This is a genomic window from Cupriavidus pauculus (assembly GCF_003854935.1).
GTDB classification, from domain to species: Bacteria; Pseudomonadota; Gammaproteobacteria; order Burkholderiales; family Burkholderiaceae; genus Cupriavidus; species Cupriavidus pauculus_C.
The window spans coordinates 1,191,155-1,217,907 of sequence record NZ_CP033969.1; the positions used below are offsets into that span (position 1 = coordinate 1,191,155).

Consider the following 26,753-nt stretch of genomic DNA (forward strand, 5'->3'; position numbering starts at 1 on the left):
CCATCAAGCCCCCACCGGCTTCCCTTCCTTGTGCCGCAGCACCACCGTCGACGAACGCGACGGCAGGTTGGCGTCCGGCCAGTTGCCGCCGGCGGCGCCGGTGCCGGTCGGGTGCTGGATGTTGATGAAGAACGTGGTCAGGTCCGGCGTGTAGGCGATGCCGGTGATCTCGCAGCCTACCGGGCCGACCAGGATGCGGCGCGTCTGGCGCGTGGTCTGGTCCAGGTAGTGCATCGAGTTGGCGCCGAAGATGCTGGTGACAGACGACCCCGTGCCGGCGTCGGTCTGGATCCACAGGCGGCCCTTGGGGTCGACGCGGATGCCGTCCGGGCTGCTGAACGTCGAGCCGACGATGTTGCCCTTCTGGTTGGCGGCGGCGATGGACGGGTCGCCGGCCAGCAGCAGGATTTCCCACTTGAACTTGGTTGCCAGCGGCGAATCGGCGTCCTCGCGCCAGCGCACGATGTGGCCGTGCGGGTTGGTGGCGCGCGGGTTGGCTGCGTCGGTCTGCACGCGGCCGCCGTTGTTGGTCAGCGTGCAGTAGATCGTCTTGTCCTGGCCCACCGTGATCCACTCCGGGCGGTCCATCAGCGTGGCGCCGGCCACGCGGGCGGCGGCCTTGGTGTTGATCAGCACGTCGGCCTGGGTGTTGAAGTCGATGGCCACCGGCGTCGTGGCACCCGGGGCGGCCTGGGTCCAGTTGCCCGGGTCCGATGCGCCGGCCACCAGGCCGTTCTTGCCCTGGGTCAGTTCGATCCAGTCGCCGGTGCCGTCGGCGTTGAAGCGGGCGGCGTACAGCGTGCCGTTGTCGAGCAGGCTGGCGTTGTTCAGGCGGTTGGTCGCGTCGAACGCGCTCGACGGGATGAACTTGTAGATGCAGCCCGGCGTGCCGTCGTCACCCATGTAGAACGCCACGCGGTTGCTGGCGTCGGCCATGAACGCGGTGTTCTCGTGGTCAAAGCGGCCCATCGCGGTGCGCTTGACCGGCAGGCCGGACAGTTGCTGCAGCGGGTCGATTTCCACCACCCAGCCGTAGCCCTCGTCGGGCTGGGTCGGGTCCAGGTAGTTGTCGGTGGTTTCCTCGCAGGTCAGGTACGTGCCCCACGGCGTATGGCCGCTGGAGCAGTTGTTCAGCGTGCCGATGACCACCGGGCCCACCGCGCTGGCGGCCGGGCCCGAGACACGGTAGGCCGTGTTGCCCGAGTAGCGCTTGTTGTAGAGCGAGTTGCGCTTGACCTGCCACTTGCCGGCCACCAGTTCCACCTCGATGACCGAGACGCCGACTGACGACAGCACCACGCGTTTCTGCTCCGGCGTGGCCGTGGCGGCGTTGTAGGCGGTGGGCAGCAGGATGGCCGCGTCGGGGGCCTCGTGGTTCATCACCAGCAGGCCGCCCTTTTGCGGATCGACGCCGGGGATCTCGAAGAAATGCATGCCGTCGTGGTTGCCGCCGGCCTGCTGCTCGGTCTCCATCGACGTCTGGAACGCGCCCTTGTAGCCGGCCGCGCCTGCCGCGACGGGGTCGCCGGCCGAGAACAGGACGTACGTTTCATACGTGTCCGGCACGGTCACCTGGTTGGCCGTGATCTTCGACGGCAGCGACTGGAAGTTGACGCTGTAGTCCAGCGGCTGCTGGCCCGGTGCCGGGGCGGGCGCGGGGGCCGGGGCAGGTGCCGGCGCGGGCGACGGGGCCGGCGCGGCGCCGTTGTCGTCGTCGCCGCCGCAGGCAGCCAGCAGGGTGCCGCCGCCGAACGCGGACAGCAGCGAGACGCCCAGGCTGCCACGCAGCACGCGGCGGCGTGCGGGGTTGGCGGCCACCAGTTCTTCCAGCGTCTGACCCGGGACGGTCTTGTTGCCCTCGGCGTCGCGGCGCGGCGCGCGGAGCTTGTCGGTGATGTACGACATGGATTCCTCCAGATTTTTGTGGGGGCGGCCGCCGTGCGGACGGTGCCGTAGGGATTAGCCGGCCAGATACTAAGGAGGGAATGTGTCGCTTTAGTTACGGAATGACTCGTCATGGAGTCATTGCCGGGGCCGCCGGGCGGCGGCCGGGTGCCGCTTCAGAACGCCGCCGGGGGTCCGATAACGGTGAGGGGGGCAGGTCCGTCAAGGGTTGCGGTGTCCGATGACAGGGTGATGGCATCGGCGCCTGCCTCGCGCATAATCCGCACACGCGGAACATCGACCCTTCCTGAAAAGGGCAAAACATATCCGCCGTTCATTTTTTTGTTGGGTACAACAGGAGAGGTCAAACATGCATAGCAAACTGGCAGGCCGCCGCCTTGCGCGACTGGCCGCGGCAACCCTCGTCGCCACGCTCGCCGCATGCGGCGGAGGCGGCGACGACGACGGTGGGTCCGTGGTGCGGGTGTCCGAAGCCACCACGCTGGCGCCAACGGCCGTCACCACCGTGGACACCGCCACCACGCGCTGGATGCCGTCGCTGAACGACACCTGGCAGCTCCAGCTCCAGGGCACGATCAACACCAGCTACAACGTGGCGGTCTACGACATCGACCTGTTCGATACACCGCAGGCCACCATCAACGCGCTGAAGGCGCAGGGCAAGCGGGTGGTCTGCTATTTCTCGGCGGGCAGCAGCGAGAACTGGCGGCCCGACTATTCGAAGTTCAAGCCGTCCGACATGGGCAACGCGCTGGACGGCTGGGCGGGCGAGCGCTGGCTCGATACCCGCTCGGCCAACGTGCGGGCGATCATGCAGGCGCGCATGGACCTGGCGAAGTCCAAGGGCTGCGACGGCGTGGATGCCGACAATGTCGATGGCTACACCAACAACCCGGGCCTGCCGCTGACGGCCGCCACGCAGCTCAACTACAACCGCTTCCTGGCCGACCAGGCGCACGCGCGGGGCCTGGCAATCGGGCTGAAGAACGCCGTCGCGCAACTGGCCGACCTGGCGTCGTCGTTCGACTTCGCGGTCAACGAGCAGTGCTTCCAGTACAACGAGTGCAGCGGCTATTCGGCGTTCACGGTACAGGGCAAGCCCGTGTTCAACGTCGAGTACCAGGCGAAATGGAAGGACGCCACCACGCGCCAGAAGCTCTGCGCCAAGGCCAGGGCGCTGAACCTGCGGTCGCTGGTGCTGCCGCTGGCGCTGAACGACAAGTTCCGCTATAGCTGCGACTGAACGGACGCGGTAATCGCGCCCGCGCCCCCGGCCCGGTGAAGTTCAGGGCCAGGGGCGCGGACCGGCGGGCTACGCCTGCGCCGGTCCCCGCTCCATCTCGCGCCACGCCAGGTACAGCCGGGTATCGAACTCCAGCTGGTGATAGCGCGGCTCCATATGCTCGCAGAGCCGGTAGAACGCCTTGTTGTGATCCGATTCCTTGAGGTGCGCCAGCTCGTGCACCACGATCATCCGCAGGAAGTCGGCCGGCGCGTCCTTGAATAGCGACGCCACGCGGATCTCCTTCTTCGCCTTCAGCTTGCCGCCCTGCACGCGCGAGATTGCCGTATGCAGGCCCAGCGCATGCTGCGCCGTGTCCAGCCGGGCGTCGTAGCCCACCTTGTGCAGCGGCGGGGCGCTGCGCAGGTATTCCTGCTTGATCTCGGTGGTGTAGTCGTAGAGCGCGCGGTCGGTCTGGACCAGGTGCCGGTCGGGATAGCGGCGCGCCAGGTGGTCGCCCAGCGTGCCGGCCGCCATCGCGGCGCGCACCTGGTCGAGCACGTTGGGCGGATAGCCGCCCAGGAATCGCATCGGGTCCTTTGCGCCCGGCCGCCAGTCCTGGTTCACGGCCGGGTCAGTGGTGGTGATGGTGGTGGTGCATCCAGCTGTTGTCCAGCGAGTTCACGAAGGAATCGACGGCGTCCTTGTCGCCGGTGGCGTGGCGCATCATCTCGCCACACTTGCAGAAGCCCTGGTACGGCGTGATGTGCGAGCAGGCCGACGTCTTCTGCAGGTACAGCGTGACGGGTTTGGTGCACTTCTTGCACTTGAACTTCAGGGTCAGGGCGGGTTTGCTCATGGGATTCGGCTGAAAACGGCGCGCGAGGCGGAACCCGGCATTGTACCGGCGCCGCCCGGCCGGCGTGGGACGCCCCATCGGCCGCCGGCCCGTTTGCTACACTGCCGCCATTCCCCGAATCCCAACCGAATCCAAACCGAACAGGTCCTCATGGCACAGTACGTTTTCACCATGAACCGCGTGGGCAAGATCGTTCCGCCCAAGCGTCACATTCTCAAGGACATCTCGCTGTCGTTCTTCCCCGGCGCCAAGATCGGCGTGCTGGGCCTGAACGGCTCGGGCAAGTCCACGCTGCTGAAGATCATGGCCGGCCTCGACAAGGAGATCGAGGGCGAAGCCACGCCGATGCCGAACCTGAACATCGGCTACCTGCCGCAGGAGCCGCAGCTCGACCCCGAGCAGACCGTGCGCGAATCGGTCGAAGCGGCCCTGGGCGGCGTGTTCGAGGCGCGCAAGAAGCTCGACGAGATCTACGCGGCCTACGCCGAGCCGGACGCCGACTTTGACGCGCTGGCCGCCGACCAGGCCAAGTACGAGGCGATCCTGGCCGCCAGCGACGGCAACAATGCCGAGCTCCAGCTCGACATCGCCGCCGATGCGCTGCGCCTGCCGCCGTGGGACGCCAAGATCGGGCACCTGTCGGGCGGCGAGAAGCGCCGCGTGGCGCTGTGCCGCCTGCTGCTGTCGCGCCCCGACATGCTGCTGCTCGACGAACCCACCAACCACCTCGACGCCGAATCGGTGGACTGGCTCGAACAGTTCCTCACGCGCTTCCCCGGCACCGTGGTGGCCGTCACCCACGACCGCTACTTCCTGGACAACGCCGCCGAGTGGATCCTGGAACTGGACCGCGGCCACGGCATTCCGTGGAAGGGCAACTACAGCTCGTGGCTGGAGCAGAAGGAAAACCGCCTGAAGCAGGAAGAGGCCAGTGAATCGGCCCGCCAGAAGGCGCTGAACAAGGAACTGGAATGGGTGCGCCAGAACCCGAAGGGCCGCCAGGCCAAGTCCAAGGCGCGTCTGGCCCGCTTTGACGAGCTGAACAGCCAGGAATACCAGAAGCGCAACGAAACCCAGGAAATCTTCATCCCAGTGGGCGAGCGCCTGGGCAACGAGGTGATCGAGTTCGACAACGTCAGCAAGGGGTTTGGCGACCGCATGCTGATCGAGAACCTGAGCTTCAAGGTGCCGCCGGGCGCCATCGTCGGCATCATCGGCCCGAACGGCGCCGGCAAGTCCACCTTCTTCAAGATGCTGACCGGCAAGGAACAGCCGGATAGCGGCGAGATCAAGATCGGGCCGACGGTCAAGATGGCGTTCGTCGACCAGAGCCGCGACGCGCTGGATGGCAACAAGACCGTGTTCGAGGAAATCTCGGGCGGGTCGGACATCCTGACCGTGGGCAAGTACGAGACGCCGTCGCGCGCCTACATCGGCCGCTTCAACTTCAAGGGCGGCGACCAGCAGAAGACCGTGGGCACGCTGTCAGGCGGCGAGCGCGGCCGGCTGCACATGGCCAAGACGCTGATCGCGGGCGGCAACGTGCTGCTGCTGGATGAACCGTCGAACGACCTCGACGTGGAAACGCTGCGCGCGCTGGAAGACGCGCTGCTGGAGTTCGCCGGCTGCGTCATGGTGATTTCCCACGACCGCTGGTTCCTGGACCGCATCGCCACCCACATCCTGGCGTTCGAAGGCGACTCGCACGTGGAGTTCTTCCCCGGCAACTACCAGGAATACGAAGCCGACAAGAAGAAGCGTCTGGGCGAGGAAGCCGCCAAGCCGAAGCGCATCCGCTACAAGCCGATCTCGCGCTGATCGGCGAAACCGGCGTCTCCCGCCCTGCGGGAGCGGGAGACACCGGCACCGCCTTACCCCTCCGCCTTACCCCTTCACCAGCCGTACCAGCGTGATCTCGGACGGCGCCCCGAACCGCTTCGGCGGACCCCAGTAGCCCGTTCCGCGGCTCACGTAGATCCACATGTTGTCGTGCCGGTTCAGCCCATGCACATAGGGCTGCTGCATCGGCACGAACAGGTTCCAGGGCCAGAACTGGCCGCCATGGGTGTGTCCTGACAACTGCAGGTCGAAGCCGGCCGCCGCCGCCGCCGGGGCCGAGCGCGGCTGGTGGGCAAACAGCACGCGGGCCGCGGCGCCGGCCGGGGCGCCGTCCAGCGCCTTTGCCGGGTCGCTGCGATGGCTCTCGATGAAGCCGCCCGCCGTGAAATCGGTCACGCCGCCGAGCACCAGCGACGCCTCGCCGCGCGCCACCACCACGTGCTCGTTCATCAGCACCCGCAGTCCCAACCGCGTCAGTTCCTCGATCCACGACTCCGCGCCCGAGTAGTACTCATGGTTGCCGGTCACCACGTAGGCGCCATGCGGGGCCGACAGCCGCGCGAACGGCGCCGTGTGGGGCGCCAGCTCGCGCACCGACCCGTCCACCAGGTCGCCGGTCACGGCGATGGCGTCGGGCTTGAGCCCGTTCACGGTGTCGACAATGCGGTCCAGGTAGGGCGCCTTGATCGTCGGCCCCACGTGGATGTCGCTGATCTGGGCAATCGTGAAGCCGTGGAACGCATCGGGCAGCCCGGCGATCGGCACGTCCACCCGCTTGACCCGCGCCAGCCCGCGCGCGTTGAAGTAACCGATGACCGACACGGCGACGGACAGCCCGACCACGGCCGTGGCGCTGTAGAACGCCAGCCCGGCCGGCTGCCAGCCCGCCAGCATCGCCACCAGCAGGAACAGGTCGCGTGCAAAGGTCAGGACCAGGAGAGATGAGAAAAATCCCATCGCCAGCATACCGGTCCAGCTCAGCTTGTCGGCCCAGCCGCCGGCCAGGCGCCGCGCCATCAGCGCGGCCGGGATCAACAGGGCCGACGCCACCAGCCACAGCACGGCCAGCGCGTGGACGGCCATCGGCAGTGGCAGCGCGGGCAGCAGCCGGGCGCCGATATAGGCGTGCAGCAGGCCAACGATGGCGGTGGGAACGAGCAGGGAACGGCGGGAGCGCCTGGTACTCATGGCAGGGGGGGGCGGAGTCGGATTCGGGTGTAGGTGAGGCTGTGCCGGGCAGGCTTCAAGGGCCGGATGACGAATTCGCAACCTGCCCCCGGGACGATACCGGCGCTCCCCGCCCTCGGACAGCCCAAAAGTGATCTGTCCGTTTTACGGAAAGCTCCTGAATGTTTTCGTCCCACATTGTTCCGGCAACCCCACTAATTTAGATTGAGCTGTCGCCGATTGCCGGAGCTTCCATGTCTTTTGCCACGCCTCGCCCGCTTGGCCGGGTCCTGATTGCCGTCGCGCTGCTCGCGGCCGCCGCGCCGCCCACACTGGCCGCGCGGCCGGCCTCCCAGGCCGGGGCCGCCCAGAAGCTGGCCCCGCTCACGTGGCCGCGCCACTTCGAGGCCGCCGGCGAACAGGTGGAGCTGTACCAGCCCGAGATCGAGAAATGGGAAGGCAACCGGCTCTCCGGCCGCGCCGCCGTGGCAATCGGGCCCCGCGAAGGCACGCCGGTCTACGGCGTGGCGCGGTTCTCGGCCCTGGCCGACATCGACAAGCCGTCGTCGCTGGTCCAGCTGTCGAACATCCGCATCGACAGCGTGGACGTGCCCACCCGCCCCCAAGCCGCCGACAAGCTGCGCCAGGCGCTGATCGACCGCGTGGCCGCGCCCGGCCTGACCGTGCCGCTGGAAGAACTGCAGGCCAGCTACGCCGTCTCGCAGCAACTGGCCCGGGCGGCGCGCGTGCCGGTCAAGAACGACGCGCCGCAGATCCTGTTCGCCACCACGCCCACCCTGCTGGCGCATGTCGATGGCGATCCGGCCTGGCGCGACGTACCCGGCACCCCGTTCGAGCGCGCCATCAACAGCCGCGCGCTGCTGCTGCGCGACGGTGGCGGCGAGCTGTGGCTGCAGGCGGCCGGCTACTGGTACCGCTCGGAATCGGCCGGCGGCACGTGGGAACCGGTGCAGAACCCGCCCGCCCCGGTGCTGGGCGCCGCCAGCCGCATCAAGGCCGCCAAGGACGGGGCCCGGCCCGATCCGATGCTGCCCGCCGACGGCAAGACGCCGCCGCGCCCGCCCGCCGTGCTAATGGCCACGCGCCCGGCCGAGCTGATCCTGACCTCGGGCGAGCCGCAGATGACGCCGGTGGCCGGCACCGGGCTGCTGACGATGTCGAACGCCGACCACGCGGTCTTCATCGACCCGTCGAGCAACCAGACCTACGTGCTGCTGTCGGGCCGCTGGTTCCGCGCGGCCATGCTCAACGGCCCGTGGGAATTCGTGCCGGGCGCCCAGTTGCCGGCCGAATTCGCGCGGATCTCGCCGCAGGACCCCAAGGCCAACGTGCTGGTGTCGGTGCCGGGCACGCCGCAGGCGCGCGAGGCCGAGATTGCCGCGACGATCCCGCAGACCGCGTCGGTCTCGCGCAGCAAGGCCGTGGCGGCCATCACCTACGACGGCACCCCCAGGTTCGAGTCGATCCCGGGCACGTCGCTGCGCTACGCGGCCAACACCGGCACCCCGGTGATCGAGGTCGACCCGTCGCACTACTACGCCGTGGTCAACGGCGTCTGGTTCACCGCCAGCGTGCCCGGCGGCCCGTGGCAGGTGGCCACCGAGGTCCCGTCGGCCATCTACACGATCCCGCCCAGCTCGCCGCTGTACTACGTGACCTACGTGCGGATCTACTCGGTCACGCCCACGACCGTGGTGGTGGGCTACACGCCCGGCTACCTGGGCGTGGTGGTCAATCCCGACGGCACCGTGGTCTACGGCACCGGCTACGTCTACCCGCCCTACGTCGGCACCTATTACTACGGCTATCCGGTGACGTACGGCTATGGGGCCGGCTTTGGCATCGGCGTGGCCGAAGGGTTTGCGTTCGGCTTCGCGGCCGGCGCCATCTGGGGCGCGGCAGTGCCGTACTGGGGCCCGTTCTGGTACGGCGGCGCCAGCTTCGTCAACATCAACCAGGCCAATTTCTATGGCCGATGGGGGCAGGGCACCGTGACCCATGCGGAAGGCTGGAACGCGTGGACGGGTACCCAGTGGCGCGGCACCGCTGGCGCCGGCTACAACGCCGCCACCGGCGCCCGCTTCCAGGGCAGCCAGGGCGCGGCCTTCAACCCGTACTCGGGCAACTACGCGGCGGGGCGCCAGGGGTCGTTCGCCAACCCGTCGACCGGCCGCGAGGGGGCGGCGCGCGGCGGCGTGGTGGGCAACGAATACACCGGCAACGTGGCGGCCGGCCGGCAGGCGGCGGGCTACAACGCGCAGACCGGCCGCGTGGCCGCCGGCGAGGCCGGCATCGCGGGCAACACGCAGACCGGCCAGTACGCCGCCGGCAGCCGTGGCTTCGTGGCCAATCCGAACAAGGACAACGCCGTGGTATGGAACAACGGCAATGTCTATGCTGGTCATGACGGCAACGTCTACCAGCACACCGACGACGGCTGGCAGAAGCACACCGGCAACGGCTGGGAGCCGGTGCAGCCCAACCAGGACATGCAGGGCCGGCTGGACCAGCAGCGGCAGGCGCGCCAGCTTGGCCAGCAGCGCTTTGGCAACGCGGCGGCGCAGCAATGGCAGGGCCGCTTCGCGGGCGGCGGGCGGTTTGGCGGAGGTGGCGGCCGGTTCCACGGGTTCCGGCGCTAGGCGGCAGGCGCGGAAGGCGCGGAAGGGGAGGGGGCGAAGACGGCGCCCGGGGCCGCGGCGGAATCGACGATTTCCCTTAACGTCCCGAATAAAAGATTCATTGGCCGCAGACTTTGTGCGGACATAACCTGCCGACTACACGGGCGCGGTCCGCGTGCCTGGTCCACAGGGGAGCGGCGGATGACTAGGGCAGTGCAGGCGGCGCGCGTGCGCCGGTTCGCGGGTCTGGTAACGACGATGGTCTTGCTGGCGGCGTGCGGCAAGTCCGAGCCGCCGCCCGCGGCGCAGCAGCCGGTGCCGGTGCAGGTCTTCCAGACCCGCGCGCAGGACCTGCCCGTGACGTTCGACTTCGTCGGCCAGACGCAGAGCGACCAGGCCGTCGACATCCGCGCCCGCGTGGCGGGCTTCCTGGTCAAGCGCAACTACACCGAAGGCTCGGTGGTCAAGGCCAACCAGCTGCTGTTCGAGATCGACCACAAGCCGTTCCAGGCCCAGCTCGACGCGGCCCGCGCGCAGTTGCAGCAGCAGAAGGCCCGGCTGGAGGTGGCGCGCGCCAACCTGTCGCGCGTGAAGCCGCTGGCCGAGCGCAACGCCCTGTCGCAGAAAGACCTGGACGACGCCACCGGCAACTTCCACGAGGCGTCGGCCGGCGTGGAGCAGGCCACCGCCGAGGTGGAGACCCAGCAGCTCAACCTGTCGTACACCTACGTGCGCTCGCCCGTGGACGGCGTGTCCAGCTTCGCGGTGCTGCCCGAAGGCGCCTACGTCAGCACCACCAACAGCCTGCTGACGACGGTATCGACGCTGCAGCCGATGCGGATCAATTTCAGCGTGTCGGAGCCGCAGACGCTGCAGTTCCGCGCCCAGCGCCAGGACAAGTCGCTGGTCGTGCCCGATGACCAGCACTACACCGTGACCGTGGTCATGGCCGATGGCAGCGCGTACCCGCACAAGGGCCGCATCACGTTTGCCGACGCCACCTACAACGAGAAGACCGGCACGTTCCTGGTGCGCGCGCTAATGCCCAACCCGGACGGCGTGCTGCGCCCCGGCCAGTTCGTGCGCGTGCTGGTGGAAGGCGCGCGGCGGCCCGGTGCCATCGTGGTGCCGCAGCGCGCGGTCATGCACGGGCCCAAGGGCGACGTCGTGTTCGTCGTCGACAAGGACAACAAGGCGTTGCCGCGCCCGGTGATGGTGGGCGAGCTGTCCGGGTCGATGTGGCGCATCGCCAAGGGCCTGCAGCCGGGCGAGGTGGTGGTGGTGGACGGCGCCGGCAAGCTGACCGAGGGCGCGCCGGTGCGCGTGACCGGCGAGGCGCCGCTGGCGGCCGTGGGCGAGGGCAGCCGGCCCGCGTCGGGCGCATCGGGTGCGTCGGGTGCGCCGGGCGTGCCCGGTGCGTCGGCGCCCGGTGCCGCCCCGGCCTCGGCGCCGGCCGCCAGGACCTGAGCCGGAGGCCGCCATGCTCTCAGCCTTCTGCGTCAACCGGCCCATCTTCGCGATGGTGGTGTCGCTGATCATCGTCATCGGCGGCGGGGTGGCGATGTTCGCGCTGCCCATCGCCCAGTACCCGGACATCACGCCGCCCCAGGTGACGGTCAGCGCCACCTACGCGGGCGCCGACTCCGACACCGTGGCCCAGACCGTGGCCGCGCCGATCGAGACCCAGGTCAACGGCGCGGACAACATGATCTACATGCAGTCCACGTCGTCGCCCACGGGGTCGATGACGCTGAACGTCTATTTCGACATCGGCACGGACCCGGACACCGCGCAGGTGCAGGTGCAGAACCGCGTGAACCTGGCGCTGCCGCAGTTGCCCGACACGGTGCAGAAGACCGGCATCAACGTGCAGAAGCGGTCGTCGAGCTTCCTGTTGCTGATCGCCGTGTACTCGCCGGACGGCCGCTTCGACCAGCAGTACATCAACAACTACGCCAACCTGTACGTGCTGGACGCCATCAAGCGCGTGAACGGCGCCAACCAGGCGCAGATCATGGGCTCGGCGGACCTGGCCATGCGGATCTGGCTGCGCCCGGACCGCATGGCCGCGCTGGGCATCACCGCGCAGGACGTGCAGCGCGCCGTGCAGAGCCAAAACGAGCAGTTCGGCGCCGGCAGCGTGGGGCAGGCGCCCAACGCGCGCCCGGTGGAGCTGTCGTTCCCGCTGGTCACGCCGGGGCGGCTGACCACGCCCGAGCAGTTCGACAACATCATCCTGCGCGCCGACAGCCAGGGCGCCGCCATCGTGCGGCTGCGCGACGTGGGCCACGCCGAGATCGGCCAGCAGCAGTACACGCTGCGCTCGTCGCTGAACAGCAAGGCGGCGACGATCATCGCGGTCTACCAGCAGCCCGGCTCCAACGCGATCCAGGTGGCCAAGGACGTCAAGCAGACGCTCGACGAGATGTCGAAGACGTTCCCGGCCGGCATGGCCTACAAGGTGTCGCTGGATACCACGGAATTCGTCAGCGCGTCGATCGAGGAAGTGGTCCACACGCTGGTGGAGGCCGTGATCCTGGTGGTGCTGGTGGTCTTCATCTTCCTGCAGAACTTCCGCGCCACGGTGATCCCGGTGCTGGCCGTGTTCGTGTCGATCATCGGCACCTTTGCCGGGCTGCTGGCGCTGGGTTTCTCGATCAACCTGCTCACGCTGTTCGCGCTGGTGCTGGCCATCGGCATCGTGGTGGACGACGCCATCGTGGTGGTCGAGAACGTCGAGCGCAACATGTCCGAATTCCACCTGTCGCCGCGCGACGCCACGCTGCGCGCGATGGAGGAGGTGACCGGCCCGGTCATCGCCATCGTGCTGGTGCTGTCGGCCGTGTTCATCCCGGTGGCGTTCGTCTCGGGCACCACGGGCCAGCTCTACCGGCAGTTCGCGCTGACGATCGTCGTGTCGGTGGTGATCTCGGGCTTCTGCGCGCTGACGCTGTCGCCGGCGCTGGCCGCCATGATCCTCAAGCCCGGCCACCACACGCCATGGCGCGGCTTCGTCTGGTTCAACACCAAATTCGACCGGCTGGTGCACCACTACGGCAACTGGGTGCGCGGGTTCATGCGCCGCGTGGTGCTGGCGCTGGTGCTGTTCGCGGTGATGATCGTCGCGGTCTGGCAGATGTTCTCGCGCATCCCCACCGCGTTCGTGCCGGCCGAGGACCAGGGCTACGTGCTGGTGGCCGTGATCATGCCGGACTCGGCCAGCCTGGACCGGACCGAGAAGGTGACCGAGCAGGTGGCGGCCATGTTCCGCGAGCACCCGGCCGTGGAGGACGCCTCGGCGCTGTCCGGCTACAGCTTCATCGACAGCCAGTACAAGACCAACGCCGGCACGGTCTTCGTCGGCATGAAGAGCTTCAAGCAGCGTGACACGGCCGACCTGGGCGTGCCGGCCATGCTGCAGGCCATGACGCCGAAGCTGCGCGCCATTCCCGAGGCCGTCATCATCCCGGTGAACCCGCCGTCGATCCCGGGGCTGGGCTCGCAGGGCGGGTTCGAGTTCTGGGTGCAGAGCCGGGGCACCGGCAACACGGCCGAGCTGGAAGCCGCGACGCGCAACTTCATCAAGGCGGCGGCCGGTCATCCGGAGCTGGGGCGCCTGACCAGCACCATCCAGTCGGCATCGCGCCAGATGCGCGTGGAGGTGGACAAGGAGAAGGCCGAGACCATGGGCGTGCCGATTGCCGATGTCTACGGCACGCTGCAGACGCAGTTCGGATCGCTCTACGTGAGCCAGTTCTCGCAGTACAGCCGCGTCTGGCAGGTGATCCTGCAGGCCGAGCCGCAGTTCCGCGGCACGCCGAACGACCTGGAGTACCTGTACGTGCGCGGCCGCGACGACAAGATGGTGCCGGTCTCCGGGCTGCTGCTGAACCGCTACGGCAGCGGGCCAGACCTGCTGTCGCGCTTCAATAACTTCCCGGCCGCCAAGATCACCGGCGACGCCGCGCCCGGCTACAGTTCGGGCCAGGCGCTGGCCGCCATGGAGGCCGTGGCGCGCGAGACGCTGCCGGCCGGCTACGGCTTTGCGTGGAGCGGCGAGGCGTTCGAGCAAAAGAAGTCGGGCAACACCACCACCATCGTGTTCGTGTTCGGCATCGTCATGGTGTTCCTGATCCTGGCCGCGCAGTACGAGTCGTGGTCGCTGCCGCTGTCGATCCTGACCGCCGTGCCGTTCGGCATCTTCGGCGCGCTGCTGGCCATCCTGCTGCGCGGGCTGTCCAACGACGTGTACTTCCAGATCGGGCTGGTCACGCTGATCGGGCTGGCGGCCAAGAACGCGATCCTGATCGTCGAGTTCGCGGTGATGAAGCACAAGGAAGGGCTGTCGCACGCCGACGCGGCCGTGGAGGCCGCCAAGCTGCGGCTGCGCCCGATCGTGATGACGTCGCTGGCGTTCATCCTGGGCGCGGTGCCGCTGTTCATCGCGTCGGGCGCGGGCTCGAACTCGCGCCATTCCATCGGCACCGGCATCATCGGCGGCATGATCGCCGCCACCACGCTGGCGCTGCTGTTCGTACCGTTGTTCTCGTGGCTCGTCGGCACCGCAGCGGACAAGTGGGCTGCCCGCAAGCGCCGGCGCACGCCGGAAGCCGCCACCACCCCCACCACGCCGCCCACGCCTCCCGCAGGAGAACCATCATGACCAACCGTACCTGCCGCTGCGTGGCGATGGCCCTGGGCGCGGGCCTGATGACGGGCTGCGCCATCGGACCCGACTACGAACGCCCCGAGGTGGCGCAGCCGCCGGCCTACCGGCTCGACACCGGCCTGCTGACCGTGGCCGCCGACGGCGACTGGTGGAACGCGTTCAACGACCCGGTGCTGACCGCGATGGTCGAGACCGCGCTGCGCAACAACTACGACGCGCGCATCGCATCGGCCCGCATCGACGAGTTCCGCGCCCGGCTGATGATCGCGCGCTCGGGCCTCTATCCGCAGCTCAACGCCACGGCATCGGCGGCACGACAGAAGAGCGGATCGTTCAACGGCACGCCGTTCCAGTCGTTCGGCGGCCCGCAGAACAGCTACGAGGCGCTGCTCAACGCGAGTTGGGAAATCGACCTGTGGGGCCGCATCCGCCGCCAGGCCGAGGCCGCGCAGGCGGACCTGTGGAACGCCGAATACGCGCGGCGCGGCGTGGTGCTGTCGCTTGCGGCGGCGGTGGTGCAGGGCTACGCCACGCTGCGCGGGCTCGACGCCCAGTTGGAGGTGGCCCAGCAGACGCTGACCACGCGCGGCCAGGCGCTGGACATCTTCCGGCAGCGCTACGAAGGCGGCGTGATCTCGCAGGTGGAACTGGCGCAGTCCGAGAACGACTACTACTCGGCCGAGGCGACGATCCCGTCGCTGCGCGCGTCGATCGCCCAGACCGAGAACGCGCTGTCCTACCTGCTGGGCCGCGAGCCGGGCCCGGTGGAACGCGGCGCGACCATCACGGAACTCCAGGCTCCGGCCGTGGGGGCCGACCTCCCGGCGGCGCTGCTGGCCCGGCGGCCAGACATCCTGCAGGCCGAGCAGCAGGCCGTGTCCGCCAACGCCCAGGTGGGCGCCGCGCGGGCGCTGTTCCTGCCATCGGTCAACCTGTCGGGCTTCTTCGGCGCACTGGCAACGTCGCCGGGCGCGCTCTGGCAGAGCGCATCGCAGATCTGGGGCTTCGGCGCGGGCCTGACCCAGCCGGTGTTCCAGGGCGGCGCCATCCGCGGCCAGGTGAACGCGGCCGAGGCCGTCAGCGCGCAGGCGATGCTCGGCTACCAGTCCAGCGTCATCAACGCACTGGCCGACGTGAACACATCGCTCGCCTCGGGCGTGGAAACCCGCAACCGGCTCACCAGCCTGCGCAAGCAGGAGCAAAGCCTGACGATCTACGCCGATCAGGCGAACGCGCGCTACGAGGGCGGCTATTCGAGCTACCTCGAAGTCACCGACGCGCGGCAGAAGCTATTTACGGTGCAACTGGCCGCCATCCAGGGCCAGGTCGACGTGCTGACCAGCGCCGCAGGGCTTTACAAGTCGCTAGGCGGCGGCTGGCCCGCCGTGCCGACCGACGTGCGCGATGCCGGGATGGTCGGCGACGCACGGGCAACGCTGCCACCGTCAGCGTCGGCATCGACGAGCCCGCCGGCTGCGCAGTGAGGCCGCTCAGCCCGAACGCCGCGTTCGGTTGTCTCCCCTCTCCCGCCATGGCGGGAGAGGGGCCGGGGGAGAGGGCCAGCGGTGCAAATTGCGACCAGTCGGCAAGCAGATGCTCAACGCCCTCACCCCCAGCCCCTCTCCCGCAGGCGGGAGAGGGGCGCAAAAACCATCGGCAAAGTCTGAAGAGGGAAGCAGAAACCAGCGGTAGAGCCTGAACGCCCCCGCCTGTTGTCTCCCCTCTCCCGCCATGGCGGGAGAGGGGCCGGGGGTGAGGGCCAGCGGTGCAAATTGCGACCAGTCGGCAAGCAGACGCTCAACGCCCTCTCCCCCAACCCCTCTCCCGCAGGCGGGAGAGGGGAGCAAAAACCATCGGCACAGTCTGAAGAAGGGAAGCAAAAACCAGCGGTAGAGCCTGAACGCCACCGCCTGTTGTCTCCCCTCTCCCGCAGCGCGGGAGAGGGGCCGGGGGAGAGGGCCAGCGGTGCAAATTGCGACCTGTCGGCAAGCAGATGCTCAACGCCCTCACCCCCAGCCCCTCTCCCGCAGGCGGGAGAGGGGAGCAAAAACCAGCGGCAAGGTCTGAAGAGGGGAAGCAAAAACCAGCGGTAGAGCCTGAACGCCACTGCCTGTTGTCTCCCCTCTCCCGCCATGGCGGGAGAGGGGCCGGGGGAGAGGGCCAGCGGTGCAAATTGCGACCAGTTGGCAAGCAGATGCTCAACGCCCTCACCCCCAGCCCCTCTCCCGCAGGCGGGAGAGGGGAGCAAAAAGCAGCGGCAAGGTCTGAAGAGGGAAGCAGAAACCAGCGGTAGAGCCTGAACGCCACCGCCTGTTGTCTCCCCTCTCCCGCCATGGCGGGAGAGGGGCCGGGGGAGAGGGCCAGCGGTGCAAATTGCGACCAGTCGGCAAGCAGACGCTCAACGCCCTCTCCCCCAACCCCTCTCCCGCAGGCGGGAGCGGGGAGCAAAAACCAGCGGCAAGGTCTGAAGAGGGAAGCAAAAACCAGCGGGAGAGGGGAGCAAGAAAACCATCAGCAAATTCACCGCGCCGACCAAACCGCCTGCCGCACGCCGATCGCCGTCACCAGTCCATAAGCCGTAATGCCCAGCGCCACGCCGAGGAAATGGCCGTCCAGGCCCATGCCGGCGACGTTGGCCAGCAGCCAGCCGCCGCCGGCGGCCAGGGCGATGCGGCTCAGGCCGGCCAGCACGGGCCAGCGCATGCGGGCCGCGCCCAGCGAGGCGAAGTAGAGCGCCATCCCCAGCCCGAAGCCGCCGAACGCCGGGCCGACCCATGACAGCGCGCGCGCGGCGATGGCGGCCACTTCGGCGTCCTGCGTGAACAGGGCGGCAAAGCGGGCCGGTGCCAGCCCCACGGCGGCGCCCACCGACCCGGCCAGCAGCAGCGCCAGCAGCGCGCCGACCCACGCGGTGCGGCGCGCGGTGTGCCAGTCGCCGGCGCCCACGGCGCGGCCGACCAGCGCGGTGAGGGCCGATCCCACGCCGAATGCCAGCGGGATCATCAGGAACTCCAGCCGTGCCGAGATGCCGTAGGCCGCCACGGCCGTCGTGCCGTAGTGGCGCAACTGCGCGGTCACCAGGATCGTGGTCAGGTTGGCCACCGACGCCAGCGCGCAGGCCACCAGTCCCACGGCCAGGATGCGATGGAACAGCGCGCGCGACAGCTTCACGCGCAGCGTCGGCACGAAGCCCGCGCCACCGCGCAGCACCACCCAGGCCATCATCAGAGCCGCCGCCCAAGACGCCGCCGCAAGCCCCGCGCCGATGCCGGCCAGCCCCATCCCCAGCCGCTCCGCGAACCACCACGCCAGCACCGGAAACGCGATCCACATGCCGGCCAGCACGCGCGCGGCCAGCGCGTGGCGGCCGCCGCCACGCAGCACCGACGCCAGCGTGTTCGCCAGCCACGCCGGGATGGCGCCGGCGCCAAACAGCCAGATCGCATAGGTGGCGGCGGCCTCGGCGGCCGTGGCGCCCGCCACCGCGCCGAATACCGCGTGTGGAAAACCGGCCAGCGCCACCGCGAACGCCAGCCCGGCCGTGATGGCGATGATGACCGCGTGCATCACCAGCGTCGATGCCTCGTCGCGCCGCCCGGCACCGAGCGCGCGGGCGATGGCCGACACCACGCCGCCGCCCATCGCACCCGCCGACATCTGCTGCAACAGCAGCGCGAACGGCAGCACCACGGCCCAGCCGGCCAGCGCCGCCGTGCCCTGGCGCGCCGCCAGCCAGGTTTCGATCAGTTGCGACGCGGCCTGCAGGAACGCCACGAGGCTCGTCGGCGCGGCCAGCACGGCAATGCGCCGCGCGATCTCGCCCGACGATACCGGCTCGGCCGGGGCGGCCGCGCCGCCCAGCGTCATCGCGTCAGGCTTGCTCATGGGCGGCCTCCGCGGGGTCCAGGCCGGCAGCGGCAGCCGGATCGCCAAAGCGCTCGCGCAGGTAGCGTCCCGCGCCGGGGCCGGGCCGCACGCGCAGGTCGTCCACCGTGATCGTGCTGCCGTCGGCGCGGGTCAGGCACCCGGCCACGATCTCGGCGCCGTCGCGCCGGTCTTCCAGCACGGTCAGCGGGCCCTTGTCGTCGGCCAGCCAGCGGTCGGCCCACGCCTTGAGCGCCACGTAGACGGGAAAGAAGTCGCGCCCCATGTCGGTCAGCCGGTACACGTGCCGCGCGCCGCCGCCGGGCGCCGGCACCTTTTCCAGCAGCCCATGGCCCACCAGCGTCTTGAGCCGGGCGCTGAGGATGTTGGGCGCGATGCCCAGGTGCTTCTCGAATTCGTCGAAGCGGCTGCTGCCGTAGTAGACCTCCCGCATCAGCAGGATCGCCCAGCGCTCGCCCAGCATGGCCATCGAACGGGCCACCGGGCACGGCATGTTGGCAAAGTCGGTAGGTGCCATCGTCTCCCCTTTTTACTTTTGATATGCAAGTCACATGGATTCGATCATAGCTTGCAATTTGAAAGTTGAAAGGGGTTTCGCGCCGGACCTGTGCGAATACCGGCGGGCCGGCGCCGCGCGCGGCGGGAACGACGCTACAGTGCACAGCCATCGAAGACGCCGTGCCCACGCGCCGGCCAGACCAAGGAGACTTTCCATGCCCGCAGACCTCTGGTTCGAATCGTTGCATCGCCCGGGCGCCGAAGTGCTTGACCGTGGCACGCGGCTGGCCGGTGGCCTGCGGCGGCTGGGGCTGGAGGCGGGCGGCGTGGTGGCCGTGCTGCTGCGCAACGACCCCGTCTTCGCCGACGTGGTGTTCGCGTGCCGCACGGCCGGCGTCTACTACTGCCCGATCAACTGGCATTTCATGGCCGACGAGGTGCGCTACCTGCTGCAGGACAGCGGCGCGCGCGTGCTGATCGTCCATGCCGACCTGCTGGCCGGCGTGCAGGCGGCCGTGCCGGCCGGGGTGACGGTGCTGACGGTGGGCGGCCCGCACGCCGGCGCCACCGACTACGAGCCGTGGCTGGCCGCGCAGGCCCCGTACGATGGCCCGCGCGTGGCGCCGCGCGGGCATCTGGCGTACACGTCCGGCACCACGGGGCGGCCCAAGGGCGTGCTGCGCGCGCCGGTGCCGCTGGCCGAGGTCGATGACCAGCAGGCGCGGCTGCGCTCGCTGATCCGGCAGGCGTACGGCATCGTGCCGGGCTGCCGCGCGCTGATGTCGGCGCCGCTCTATCACAGCGCGCCCAGCGTCTACGTGCAGAACGCGCTGCAGATGGCCGAGCGGCTGGTACTGACGCCGCGCTTCGATGCCGAGCAGGTGCTGGCGCTGGTCGCGCAGCATCGCATCGACGTGCTGTACCTGGTGCCGATCATGTACGTGCGGCTGCTGAAGCTGCCGCCCGAGGTGCGCGCGCGTCATGACCTGTCGTCGATCCGCTTCGTGGCGTCCACCGGGTCGCCGTGCGCGCCCGAGGTCAAGCGGGCGATGCTCGACTGGTTCGGCCCGGTGATTCACGAAACCTACGCGTCGAGCGAAGCGGGGCTCGTGACCGTGGCCACGCCCGCCGACGCCGTGGCGCGGCCCGGCACGGCGGGCAGGCCCGTCGATGCCGGCAGCGTGCGGATCCTCGACGAGACCGGCCGCCCCTGCGCGCCCGGCGAGGTGGGGCTGGTCTACGTGCGCCAACCCGCGTACCCCGATTTCACGTACCTGAACAATGACGCCGCGCGGCGCGCCATCGACGTCGACGGCCGCGTCACGCTTGGCGACATGGGCTATCTGGATGCCGACGGCTACCTGTTCATCTGCGACCGGGCGTCGGACATGGTGATTTCCGGCGGGGTCAATATCTACCCGGCCGAGATCGAGCACGTGCTGGCTGGCCACCCCGGCGTGGCCGACTGCGTGGTGTTCGGCGTGCCCGACGACGAGTACGGCGAGCGCCTGCACGGCGTGGTGCAGCCCGTGGCCGGCGCGGTCGTGGAGCCGGCGGCGCTGGTCGACTGGCTGCGCGCGCGGCTGTCCGGCTTCAAGGTGCCGCGCACCATCGAGATCGTCGACCAGTTGCCGCGCGACGAGACCGGCAAGCTGGCCAAGCGCCGGCTGCGGGACCGCCACTGGGCCGGCCGGCAGCGCCGCGTCTGACGCCGCCTCGGGGGCCGATGGCCGGGCCCCGGGCCGCACAATGCAGCGTGGGCCGGGCGTATAGTGGAGGGCGTTTTGTTTCACGCCCCGCACGCCCCCGCATGCCTACCGCATCGACGCCATGACCGATCCTGTCGAGCCGCCCGAATCCAGCCAGTCCTCCCGCCCGCCTTCGGCCGCCGATGCCCGGCCGCCGGACGGCAATCCCGACGCTTCCGCCACAGCCCCGTCAGCCGCCGACGTTGCATCACGCCGTGACAGATTGCGCGCGCTGCAACTGCGCGCGCGCCGCACCGCGCATCGCAAGAGCCGGCAGGTCGGCCGCATCTCGCGCACGTCCATGCGCTACGCCGCGTTCATGTGCGGCGCCGGCTGCGTGGCGCTGTTCTCGATCGTGTTCGCCTATATCGCCGAGGTGGCGCTGCGCTGGAACACGCAGCTCACCAGCGCCACGCCGTGGCTGGCGTTCGTGATGCTGCCGTTCGGGCTGGCCGGGCTGCGCTGGATGACGATCCGGCTCGCGCCGCAGGCGCGTGGCAGCGGCATCCCGCAGGTGATCGCGGCGGTGACGCTGCCGCCGGCCGGTACCGCGCAGACCGTGCTGGTGTCGTTCCGGCAGTCGATGTGGAAGGTGCTGCTGACCACGGGCGCGCTGCTGGCCGGTGCGTCGGTGGGTCGGGAGGGGCCGTCGGTGCAGGTGGGGGCCGCCGCGATGCTGGCCTGGGGCCAGTGGTGCCAGCAGAAGCTGCGCTTCCGCATCGGCTTTCATCCCAACGCGCTGATCGCGGCCGGGGCCGCCGGCGGGCTGGCGGCGGCGTTCAACACGCCGCTGGCGGGCGTGGTTTTCGCCATCGAGGAACTGGGCCGGGGCACGGCCGTGCGGTGGGACAGGCTGGTGCTGTCGGGCGTGCTGACGGCCGGCTTCCTGTCGCTGGCGGTGCTTGGCAACAACCCGTACTTCAGCGTCAAGGTGCCGATGCTGGTGCTGCACGACGCCTGGGGCCCGGTCATGCTCTGCGCCGTGGTCAACGGCGTGCTGGGCGGTCTGTTCGCCAAGCTGCTGATCCGCGGCGTGCCGGGGCTGGTGCCGTCGGCGTGGCGCGGCTGGACGTCGGCGCATCCGGTCTGGGTGGCGTTCTGCTGCGGGCTGGTGGTGGCCGTGCTGGGCTGGGCGACGGCCGGCGCCACGTTCGGCACCGGCTACGAGCAGGCGTCGGGGCTCATCAACGGCGAGCCGCACGGCACGCTGTGGTTCGGGCTGGCCAAGTTCGTGGCCACGGTGGTGTCGTACTTCGCGGGTATCCCGGGCGGGATCTTCACGCCGTCGCTGGCCATCGGGGCGGGCATCGGCGCCAACGTGGCAGACGTCGTCACGCACGTGCTGCACATCGGCATGGCCGAGCCGCGCGTGCTGGCGCTGGTGTCGATGGCGGCGTTCCTGGCCGCCGCCACGCAAGCGCCGATCACCGCCAGCGTCATCGTCATGGAGATGACCCGCACCCAGGACCTGACGATCTACCTGCTGGCGGCGTCGCTGCTGGCGTCGTTCCTGTCGCGCCAGTTCAACCCGCACCCGTTCTACCACCACATGGGCCACGCGTTCCGGCGCGAGGCGATGGCGATCGGCCGCAAGGCGGCGGCGTAGCGACCGCGGCCGGCCGGCGTTACAGCCAGTTACAAAGTCCTGTCCGCGCCACGGGCCGAAGTGTGGGTTTGGCAGCAAAAGTCCCGTGGCGGGCACTTGGGCGATGCTCTACCATGTGCCGCGCACGGACCGATCGCGGCAGATCGATCGGCGTGCCTGTGTACCGGCGGCACAGCGACGCGCCGGGCGAACTGGCAGTGCTTTTCGGGGGAGCAGGACATGGCCACGCAACGACCGGGCGGCTCGCGCCCACAACCGTCTCAACGTACGTCCCAGAACCATCCGTCGCGCCCGGCGCCGCATCGTGCCGAACGGCCGGCGGCGCCGTGGGATGGCAGCCTCAGCGCCGACACCGCGATCTGGCATACGCGCGGCCTGCAGACCGAATCGCGCCTGCGCGCGCCGGTGGCGCGGCGCACCCCGTCGCGGCAGTTGCCGCCCAGCCCGGTACCGCGGCTGATCCTCTGGGCGGTGCTGATCGGCGCGGCACTGGTATGCTTCCAGGCCGTGAAGCATCTGCTCTGACCGGCCCTGTCGGCCCGGCATCACTCCGGTGATGACCGAGCCGCCCGGCAGGAACCCCCGGTCCCGAGCGGGCTCCAACGCGGAGCCGTTTTCCAGGAGTGTGTTTTGAGATTTGCTCTCGCCGGGCTGGCTGCCGCCGCCCTGCTGGCGACGTCCGTCGCCCATGCCGCGCCGTCGGCCAAGCCCGCCGCGGCACCCGCCCAGCCGGCGCCGGCCCCCGCCGCCACGCCGAACCTAGAAGGCAAGGACCGGTTCTCGACGATGCTCGACACGCTGGAGATCGGCAGCCCGCTGCCAGCGCTGCCCGACTGCGCCGACCACCGGACGCCCGACGGCAAGGACGTGACCGCCTACTGCGTGGAACTGCGCGGCGACGGCGTGATGCGCCAGGTGGGCGTGCCGCGCGACGTGCGCCCCGCGTTCATGGACGGCCCGCGCCTCGTGGCGCTGGTTGACGGCAACGCGCTGGTGGGCCTGATCGTGCCGACCGACGGCTTCCGCTCGCAGGACGCCGCCGCGCAGGCGCTGAACGCGCGCTACGGCAAGCCGTTCCGCCAGGAAATGGCCGACATGAAGGACAAGGCCGGCAAGGCCGTCCGCACGATCCACGCGGGCTGGCTGCGCAAGCCGCTGACCGTCGAGCTGTACGCGATTCCCGAGGACCCGTCCGAAGGCACCATCGAACTGCTGCTGCCGCAGGCGCGCGCGCTGATGGCCAATCGCGACGCCGAGGTGGCGAAGTCGCTGGCGCCGCCTGCGTCCGGCGCGGCGGCCAAGGGCGCCAAGTCGGAAAAAGCCGAGAAGGCCGCCGACAAGAAGGCGCCGCCCAAGCCCGTCAATCCCGGTAGCTGGTAAGCCGCCGCCCCCTTCGCCTCAGCCAGCCGCGCGGCGGCGGTCGATCTTGCGTGCCAGCACGATCGACGTCGTCGTGTGGTTGACCCCATCGAGCATGCCGATTTCGTCGAGCAGCTTGTCCAGCCGCGCGTGCGTGTCGCAGCGGATCACGGCCATGTAGTCCACCGGGCCACTCACCGAATTCAGTTCCTCCACCTCGGGCAGCCGCTGCAGCGCCTTGACCACGGCCGGCGCGGCCTTGGGCTGCACCGACAGCCCGCAGAACGCCAGGATCGCGTGGTCCTCCATCTGGCTGCCCAGCCGCACCCCGTAGCCGGCCACCACGCCGGTCCGCTCCAGCCGTGCGATGCGTGCCACCACGGTGGTGCGCGCAATGCCCAGCACGCGCGCCAGGTTGGCGGCGCTCTCTCGCGCGTTGGCCTGCAGCAGCGCCAGCAGATGCCGGTCGGTCGGGTCGAGGTCAGCCATGGTCGTCGATGACGTTTCGTCAAATTACGATGTCGATGCGACCGATTATGCCGGGCTTTCGTCAATCTTGTGGCTACAAAACGTGCGCGGCGCTGCCCATACTGAAGCCATTCCAGACGAATTCCTGACGGAGACAGCCATGCAGCCATCCACGCTGGGTCCCGCCGCCGTGCGCGACCTGACCCTCGCCCCGCGCCCGCTTTCGGTCGTCGTGCTCGGCGCCGGCAAGATCGGCCGCGTCATCGCCACGATGCTGGCCGACACCGGCGACTACCGCGTCTGCCTGGTCGACCATGACGCCCACCGGCTGGACGGCCTGCCGCGCGGCATCGCGGTGCGCGCGGGCGATCCGACCGAGCCGGGCACCTGCGCCGCGCTGCTGGCGGGCGCCGACGCGGTGCTCAACGCGCTGCCGTTCCACGCGGCCATCCACGTGGCGACGGTGGCCGCGCGGCTGGGCGTGCACTACTTCGACCTGACCGAGGACGTGGCGGCCACCCACGCCATCCGCGCGCTGGCGGCCAACGCGCGGTCGGTGCTGATGCCGCAGTGCGGGCTGGCGCCGGGGTTCATCGGCGTGGTGGGGCATGACCTCGCGCAGCGCTTCCTGCAGGGCGGCGGCGAGCTGCTGGACCTGCGCATGCGCGTGGGCGCGCTGCCGCGCTATCCCAGCAACGCGCTCAAGTACAACCTGACGTGGAGCACCGAGGGGCTGATCAACGAGTACTGCAACCCGTGCGAGGCCATCGTCGACGGCCGGCGCGTGGAACTGCCCGCCCTGGAGGGGCAGGAGACGTTTGCGCTGGACGGCGTCGAGTACGAAGCCTTTAATACATCGGGCGGCCTGGGCACGTTGCCGGACACGCTGGCGGGCCGCGCGCGGCAGGTGGACTACAAGTCGATCCGCTACCCGGGCCACTGCGCGCAGATGAAGCTGCTGCTGAACGACCTGCGGCTGCGCGAGCGGCGCGACTGGCTGCGCGAGATCTTCGAGCACGCCATTCCCGTGACCGCGCAGGACGTGGTGGTCGTGTTCGCCAGCGCCACGGGCCATCCGCCCGGCGTGCGCGGCGAGGGCCGGCGCGGGCCGCTGACGCAGGCGTCGTTCTCGGCCCGGATTGGCGGCGTCGACAACTTCGCCGGCATCGGCCACGTGAACGCGATCCAGCTCACCACGGCGGCCGGCATCTGCACCGCGCTGGACCTCGTGGCCACCGGCGTGCTGCCGCAGGCCGGCTTTGTCCGGCAGGAAGCCATGCCGCTGGACCGCTTCCTGGCCAACCGCTTCGGCCAGCATTACGCCCGGCACCCGCTACAGGAGACGCTTGCATGAACGCGCAACCCTTTGCATCGACATTCGCCGCCTGCTGGCAGGACCTGGGCCTGGCCGCGCCGCCATGGACCGCCGCCGCGCCGGGCGGGGCCGGCACGCTGGCCGTGCGCTCGCCCATCGACGGCGAGGTCTTCGGCCAGTTGCCGGTCTGTTCGCCGGCCGATGCCGACGCGCGCATCGCCCGCGCCCACGCGGCGCAAAGCCTCTGGGCGCTGACGCCGGCGCCGGCGCGCGGCGAGCTGGTGCGCCGGCTTGGCGAGGCGCTGCGCACGCACAAGGCCGCGCTGGGGCGGCTGGTGTCGATGGAGGCCGGCAAGATCCTGCAGGAAGGGCTGGGCGAGGTGCAGGAGATGATCGACATCTGCGACTTCGCGGTGGGGCTGTCGCGGCAACTGCATGGGCTGACCATCGCGTCCGAGCGGCCGTCGCATGCGATGCGCGAGACCTGGCATCCGTACGGCCTGTGCGGGGTGATTTCCGCGTTCAACTTCCCGGTGGCCGTGTGGGCGTGGAACGCCGCGCTGGCGCTGGTCTGCGGCAATGGCGTGGTGTGGAAGCCGTCGGAGAAGACCCCGCTTTGCGCGCTGGCCGTGCAGGGCCTGCTCGATCGCGTGATCGCCGACCATGCGCCGCAGTTTGCCGGGCTGGCCTGCGTGCTGACCGGCGGGCGGCAACTGGGCCAGGCGCTGGTCCAGCATCCGTCGGTGCGGCTGGTCAGCGCCACCGGCTCCACGCGCATGGGCCGCGAGGTGGGCATGGCCTGCGCCGCGCATTTCAAGCGGACGATCCTGGAACTGGGCGGCAACAACGCGGCCATCGTGGCGCCGTCGGCCGACCTGGAGCTGACGATCCGCGCGATGACGTTCGCGGCGGCCGGCACGGCAGGCCAGCGCTGCACCACGCTGCGCCGCGCGTTCGTCCACGCGGACCGGATCGAGACCGTCGCGCAGCGGCTGCGGCAGGTGTATGCGCGGCTGCCGGTGGGCGATCCGCTGCAGGACGGCACGCTGGTCGGGCCGCTGATCGACGCGGCCGCCGGTGATGCCATGGCCAACGCGCTGGCCAGTTGCCGCGCGCAGGGCAACGTCGTGCACGGCGGCGAACGGCTGCTGGCCGACCGCTTTCCGCGCGCCTGCTACGTGCGGCCGGCGCTGGTGCTGACCGACACCCAGCACGACACGATGCTGACCGAAACCTTCGCGCCGATCCTCTACCTGATGCCGTACACGTCGCTGGACGAGGCCATCGCGCTGAACAACGCGGCGTCGCATGGGCTGTCGTCGTGCATCTTCACCGAATCGCTGCGCGAGGCCGAGCGGTTCCTGTCGGCGGCCGGCAGCGATTGCGGCATCGCCAACGTCAACATCGGCACCAGCGGCGCCGAGATCGGCGGCGCGTTCGGCGGGGAAAAGGCCACCGGCGGCGGGCGGGAATCGGGCTCCGATGCGTGGAAGGGCTACATGCGGCGCGCCACCAATACCGTCAACTACGGCGACACGCTGCCGCTGGCGCAGGGCATCCGTTTCGACGTCTGA

At 69.9% G+C, this 26,753-nt stretch carries 19 protein-coding genes; 12 read left to right on the forward strand and 7 right to left on the reverse strand.

Annotation, left to right across the window (positions count from 1 at the left end; all coding sequences use genetic code 11):
• Nucleotides 1-3 precede the first annotated feature (3 nt).
• Nucleotides 4-1,905: a PhoX family protein gene (locus EHF44_RS07225; protein WP_124683111.1), complete on the reverse strand. Its 1,902-nt coding sequence runs from the start codon at nt 1,903-1,905 to the stop codon at nt 4-6.
• Between the two features lie 349 nt (nt 1,906-2,254).
• On the opposite strand from EHF44_RS07225, the gene EHF44_RS07230 reads away from it, so the two are divergent.
• Nucleotides 2,255-3,148, forward strand: coding sequence for an endo alpha-1,4 polygalactosaminidase (locus tag EHF44_RS07230; RefSeq protein WP_124683112.1), 894 nt, complete (start codon nt 2,255-2,257; stop codon nt 3,146-3,148).
• A 69-nt stretch (nt 3,149-3,217) separates the two neighbouring features.
• Here EHF44_RS07230 and EHF44_RS07235 read toward each other — a convergent pair whose 3' ends face one another.
• Both EHF44_RS07235 and EHF44_RS07240 read right to left on the reverse strand, forming a co-directional pair.
• On the reverse strand, nt 3,218-3,718 hold the full coding sequence (locus tag EHF44_RS07235; protein WP_124685024.1) for a M48 family metallopeptidase: 501 nt from the start codon (nt 3,716-3,718) through the stop codon (nt 3,218-3,220).
• A 43-nt stretch (nt 3,719-3,761) separates the two neighbouring features.
• On the reverse strand, nt 3,762-3,986 hold the full coding sequence (locus EHF44_RS07240) for a hypothetical protein (protein ID WP_124683113.1): 225 nt from the start codon (nt 3,984-3,986) through the stop codon (nt 3,762-3,764).
• 150 nt (nt 3,987-4,136) lie between these two features.
• Here EHF44_RS07240 and ettA point away from each other — a divergent pair, with 150 nt between their 5' ends.
• Nucleotides 4,137-5,804 carry an energy-dependent translational throttle protein EttA gene (ettA, locus tag EHF44_RS07245; protein WP_124683114.1) on the forward strand — a complete coding sequence of 556 codons (1,668 nt, stop codon included), beginning with the start codon at nt 4,137-4,139 and terminating at the stop codon, nt 5,802-5,804.
• Between the two features lie 66 nt (nt 5,805-5,870).
• Here ettA and EHF44_RS07250 read toward each other — a convergent pair whose 3' ends face one another.
• Nucleotides 5,871-7,013: a metallophosphoesterase gene (locus tag EHF44_RS07250; protein WP_124683115.1), complete on the reverse strand. Its 1,143-nt coding sequence runs from the start codon at nt 7,011-7,013 to the stop codon at nt 5,871-5,873.
• Nucleotides 7,014-7,246: 233 nt separating this feature from the next.
• On the opposite strand from EHF44_RS07250, the gene EHF44_RS07255 reads away from it, so the two are divergent.
• From EHF44_RS07255 to EHF44_RS07270, 4 genes are all read left to right on the forward strand, one after another.
• The gene (locus EHF44_RS07255) at nt 7,247-9,652 is read left to right on the forward strand and encodes a carbohydrate-binding family V/XII (RefSeq protein ID WP_124683116.1); all 2,406 of its coding nucleotides are present in this window, start codon (nt 7,247-7,249) and stop codon (nt 9,650-9,652) included.
• Between the two features lie 180 nt (nt 9,653-9,832).
• Entirely contained in the window at nt 9,833-11,098 is a 1,266-nt protein-coding gene (locus EHF44_RS07260) for an efflux RND transporter periplasmic adaptor subunit (RefSeq protein ID WP_124683117.1), read from the forward strand.
• Between the two features lie 13 nt (nt 11,099-11,111).
• The gene (locus tag EHF44_RS07265; protein WP_124683118.1) at nt 11,112-14,294 is read left to right on the forward strand and encodes an efflux RND transporter permease subunit; all 3,183 of its coding nucleotides are present in this window, start codon (nt 11,112-11,114) and stop codon (nt 14,292-14,294) included.
• Nucleotides 14,291-15,784, forward strand: a complete 1,494-nt coding sequence (locus tag EHF44_RS07270) for an efflux transporter outer membrane subunit (RefSeq protein WP_124683119.1) — start codon at nt 14,291-14,293, stop codon at nt 15,782-15,784. The genes EHF44_RS07265 and EHF44_RS07270 overlap by 4 nt, the downstream gene beginning before the upstream one ends.
• 1,036 nt (nt 15,785-16,820) lie before the next feature.
• Here the strand turns inward: EHF44_RS07270 and EHF44_RS07275 are convergent.
• Both EHF44_RS07275 and EHF44_RS07280 read right to left on the reverse strand, forming a co-directional pair.
• Nucleotides 16,821-18,185, reverse strand: coding sequence for an MATE family efflux transporter (locus EHF44_RS07275; RefSeq protein ID WP_124683120.1), 1,365 nt, complete (start codon nt 18,183-18,185; stop codon nt 16,821-16,823).
• A complete protein-coding gene (locus EHF44_RS07280; RefSeq protein ID WP_124683121.1) occupies nt 18,172-18,702 on the reverse strand; it encodes a winged helix-turn-helix transcriptional regulator in 531 nt (176 codons plus the stop codon). Before EHF44_RS07280 ends, EHF44_RS07275 begins: the two co-directional genes overlap by 14 nt.
• 196 nt (nt 18,703-18,898) lie before the next feature.
• On the opposite strand from EHF44_RS07280, the gene EHF44_RS07285 reads away from it, so the two are divergent.
• The 4 genes from EHF44_RS07285 to EHF44_RS07300 all read left to right on the forward strand — a co-directional run bounded on the left by EHF44_RS07285 (nt 18,899) and on the right by EHF44_RS07300 (nt 23,417).
• Nucleotides 18,899-20,392, forward strand: coding sequence for an acyl-CoA synthetase (locus tag EHF44_RS07285; RefSeq protein WP_124683122.1), 1,494 nt, complete (start codon nt 18,899-18,901; stop codon nt 20,390-20,392).
• Nucleotides 20,393-20,513: 121 nt separating this feature from the next.
• Nucleotides 20,514-22,037: a chloride channel protein gene (locus EHF44_RS07290; protein WP_124683123.1), complete on the forward strand. Its 1,524-nt coding sequence runs from the start codon at nt 20,514-20,516 to the stop codon at nt 22,035-22,037.
• A gap of 219 nt (nt 22,038-22,256) precedes the next feature.
• A complete protein-coding gene (locus EHF44_RS07295; protein ID WP_124683124.1) occupies nt 22,257-22,562 on the forward strand; it encodes a hypothetical protein in 306 nt (101 codons plus the stop codon).
• A 105-nt stretch (nt 22,563-22,667) separates the two neighbouring features.
• Entirely contained in the window at nt 22,668-23,417 is a 750-nt protein-coding gene (locus EHF44_RS07300) for a hypothetical protein (protein WP_124683125.1), read from the forward strand.
• A gap of 18 nt (nt 23,418-23,435) precedes the next feature.
• Here the strand turns inward: EHF44_RS07300 and EHF44_RS07305 are convergent, their stop codons facing one another.
• Nucleotides 23,436-23,885 (reverse strand): Lrp/AsnC family transcriptional regulator, encoded by a 450-nt coding sequence (locus tag EHF44_RS07305; RefSeq protein WP_124683126.1) that lies wholly within the window; start codon nt 23,883-23,885, stop codon nt 23,436-23,438.
• A gap of 139 nt (nt 23,886-24,024) precedes the next feature.
• Here EHF44_RS07305 and EHF44_RS07310 point away from each other — a divergent pair, with 139 nt between their 5' ends.
• Together EHF44_RS07310 and amaB are read left to right on the forward strand one after the other, a co-directional pair.
• Complete coding sequence (locus tag EHF44_RS07310) at nt 24,025-25,218, forward strand: saccharopine dehydrogenase family protein (protein WP_124683127.1); 1,194 nt, start codon at nt 24,025-24,027, stop codon at nt 25,216-25,218.
• Entirely contained in the window at nt 25,215-26,753 is a 1,539-nt protein-coding gene (gene amaB, locus EHF44_RS07315) for an L-piperidine-6-carboxylate dehydrogenase (RefSeq protein WP_124683128.1), read from the forward strand. The genes EHF44_RS07310 and amaB overlap by 4 nt, the downstream gene beginning before the upstream one ends.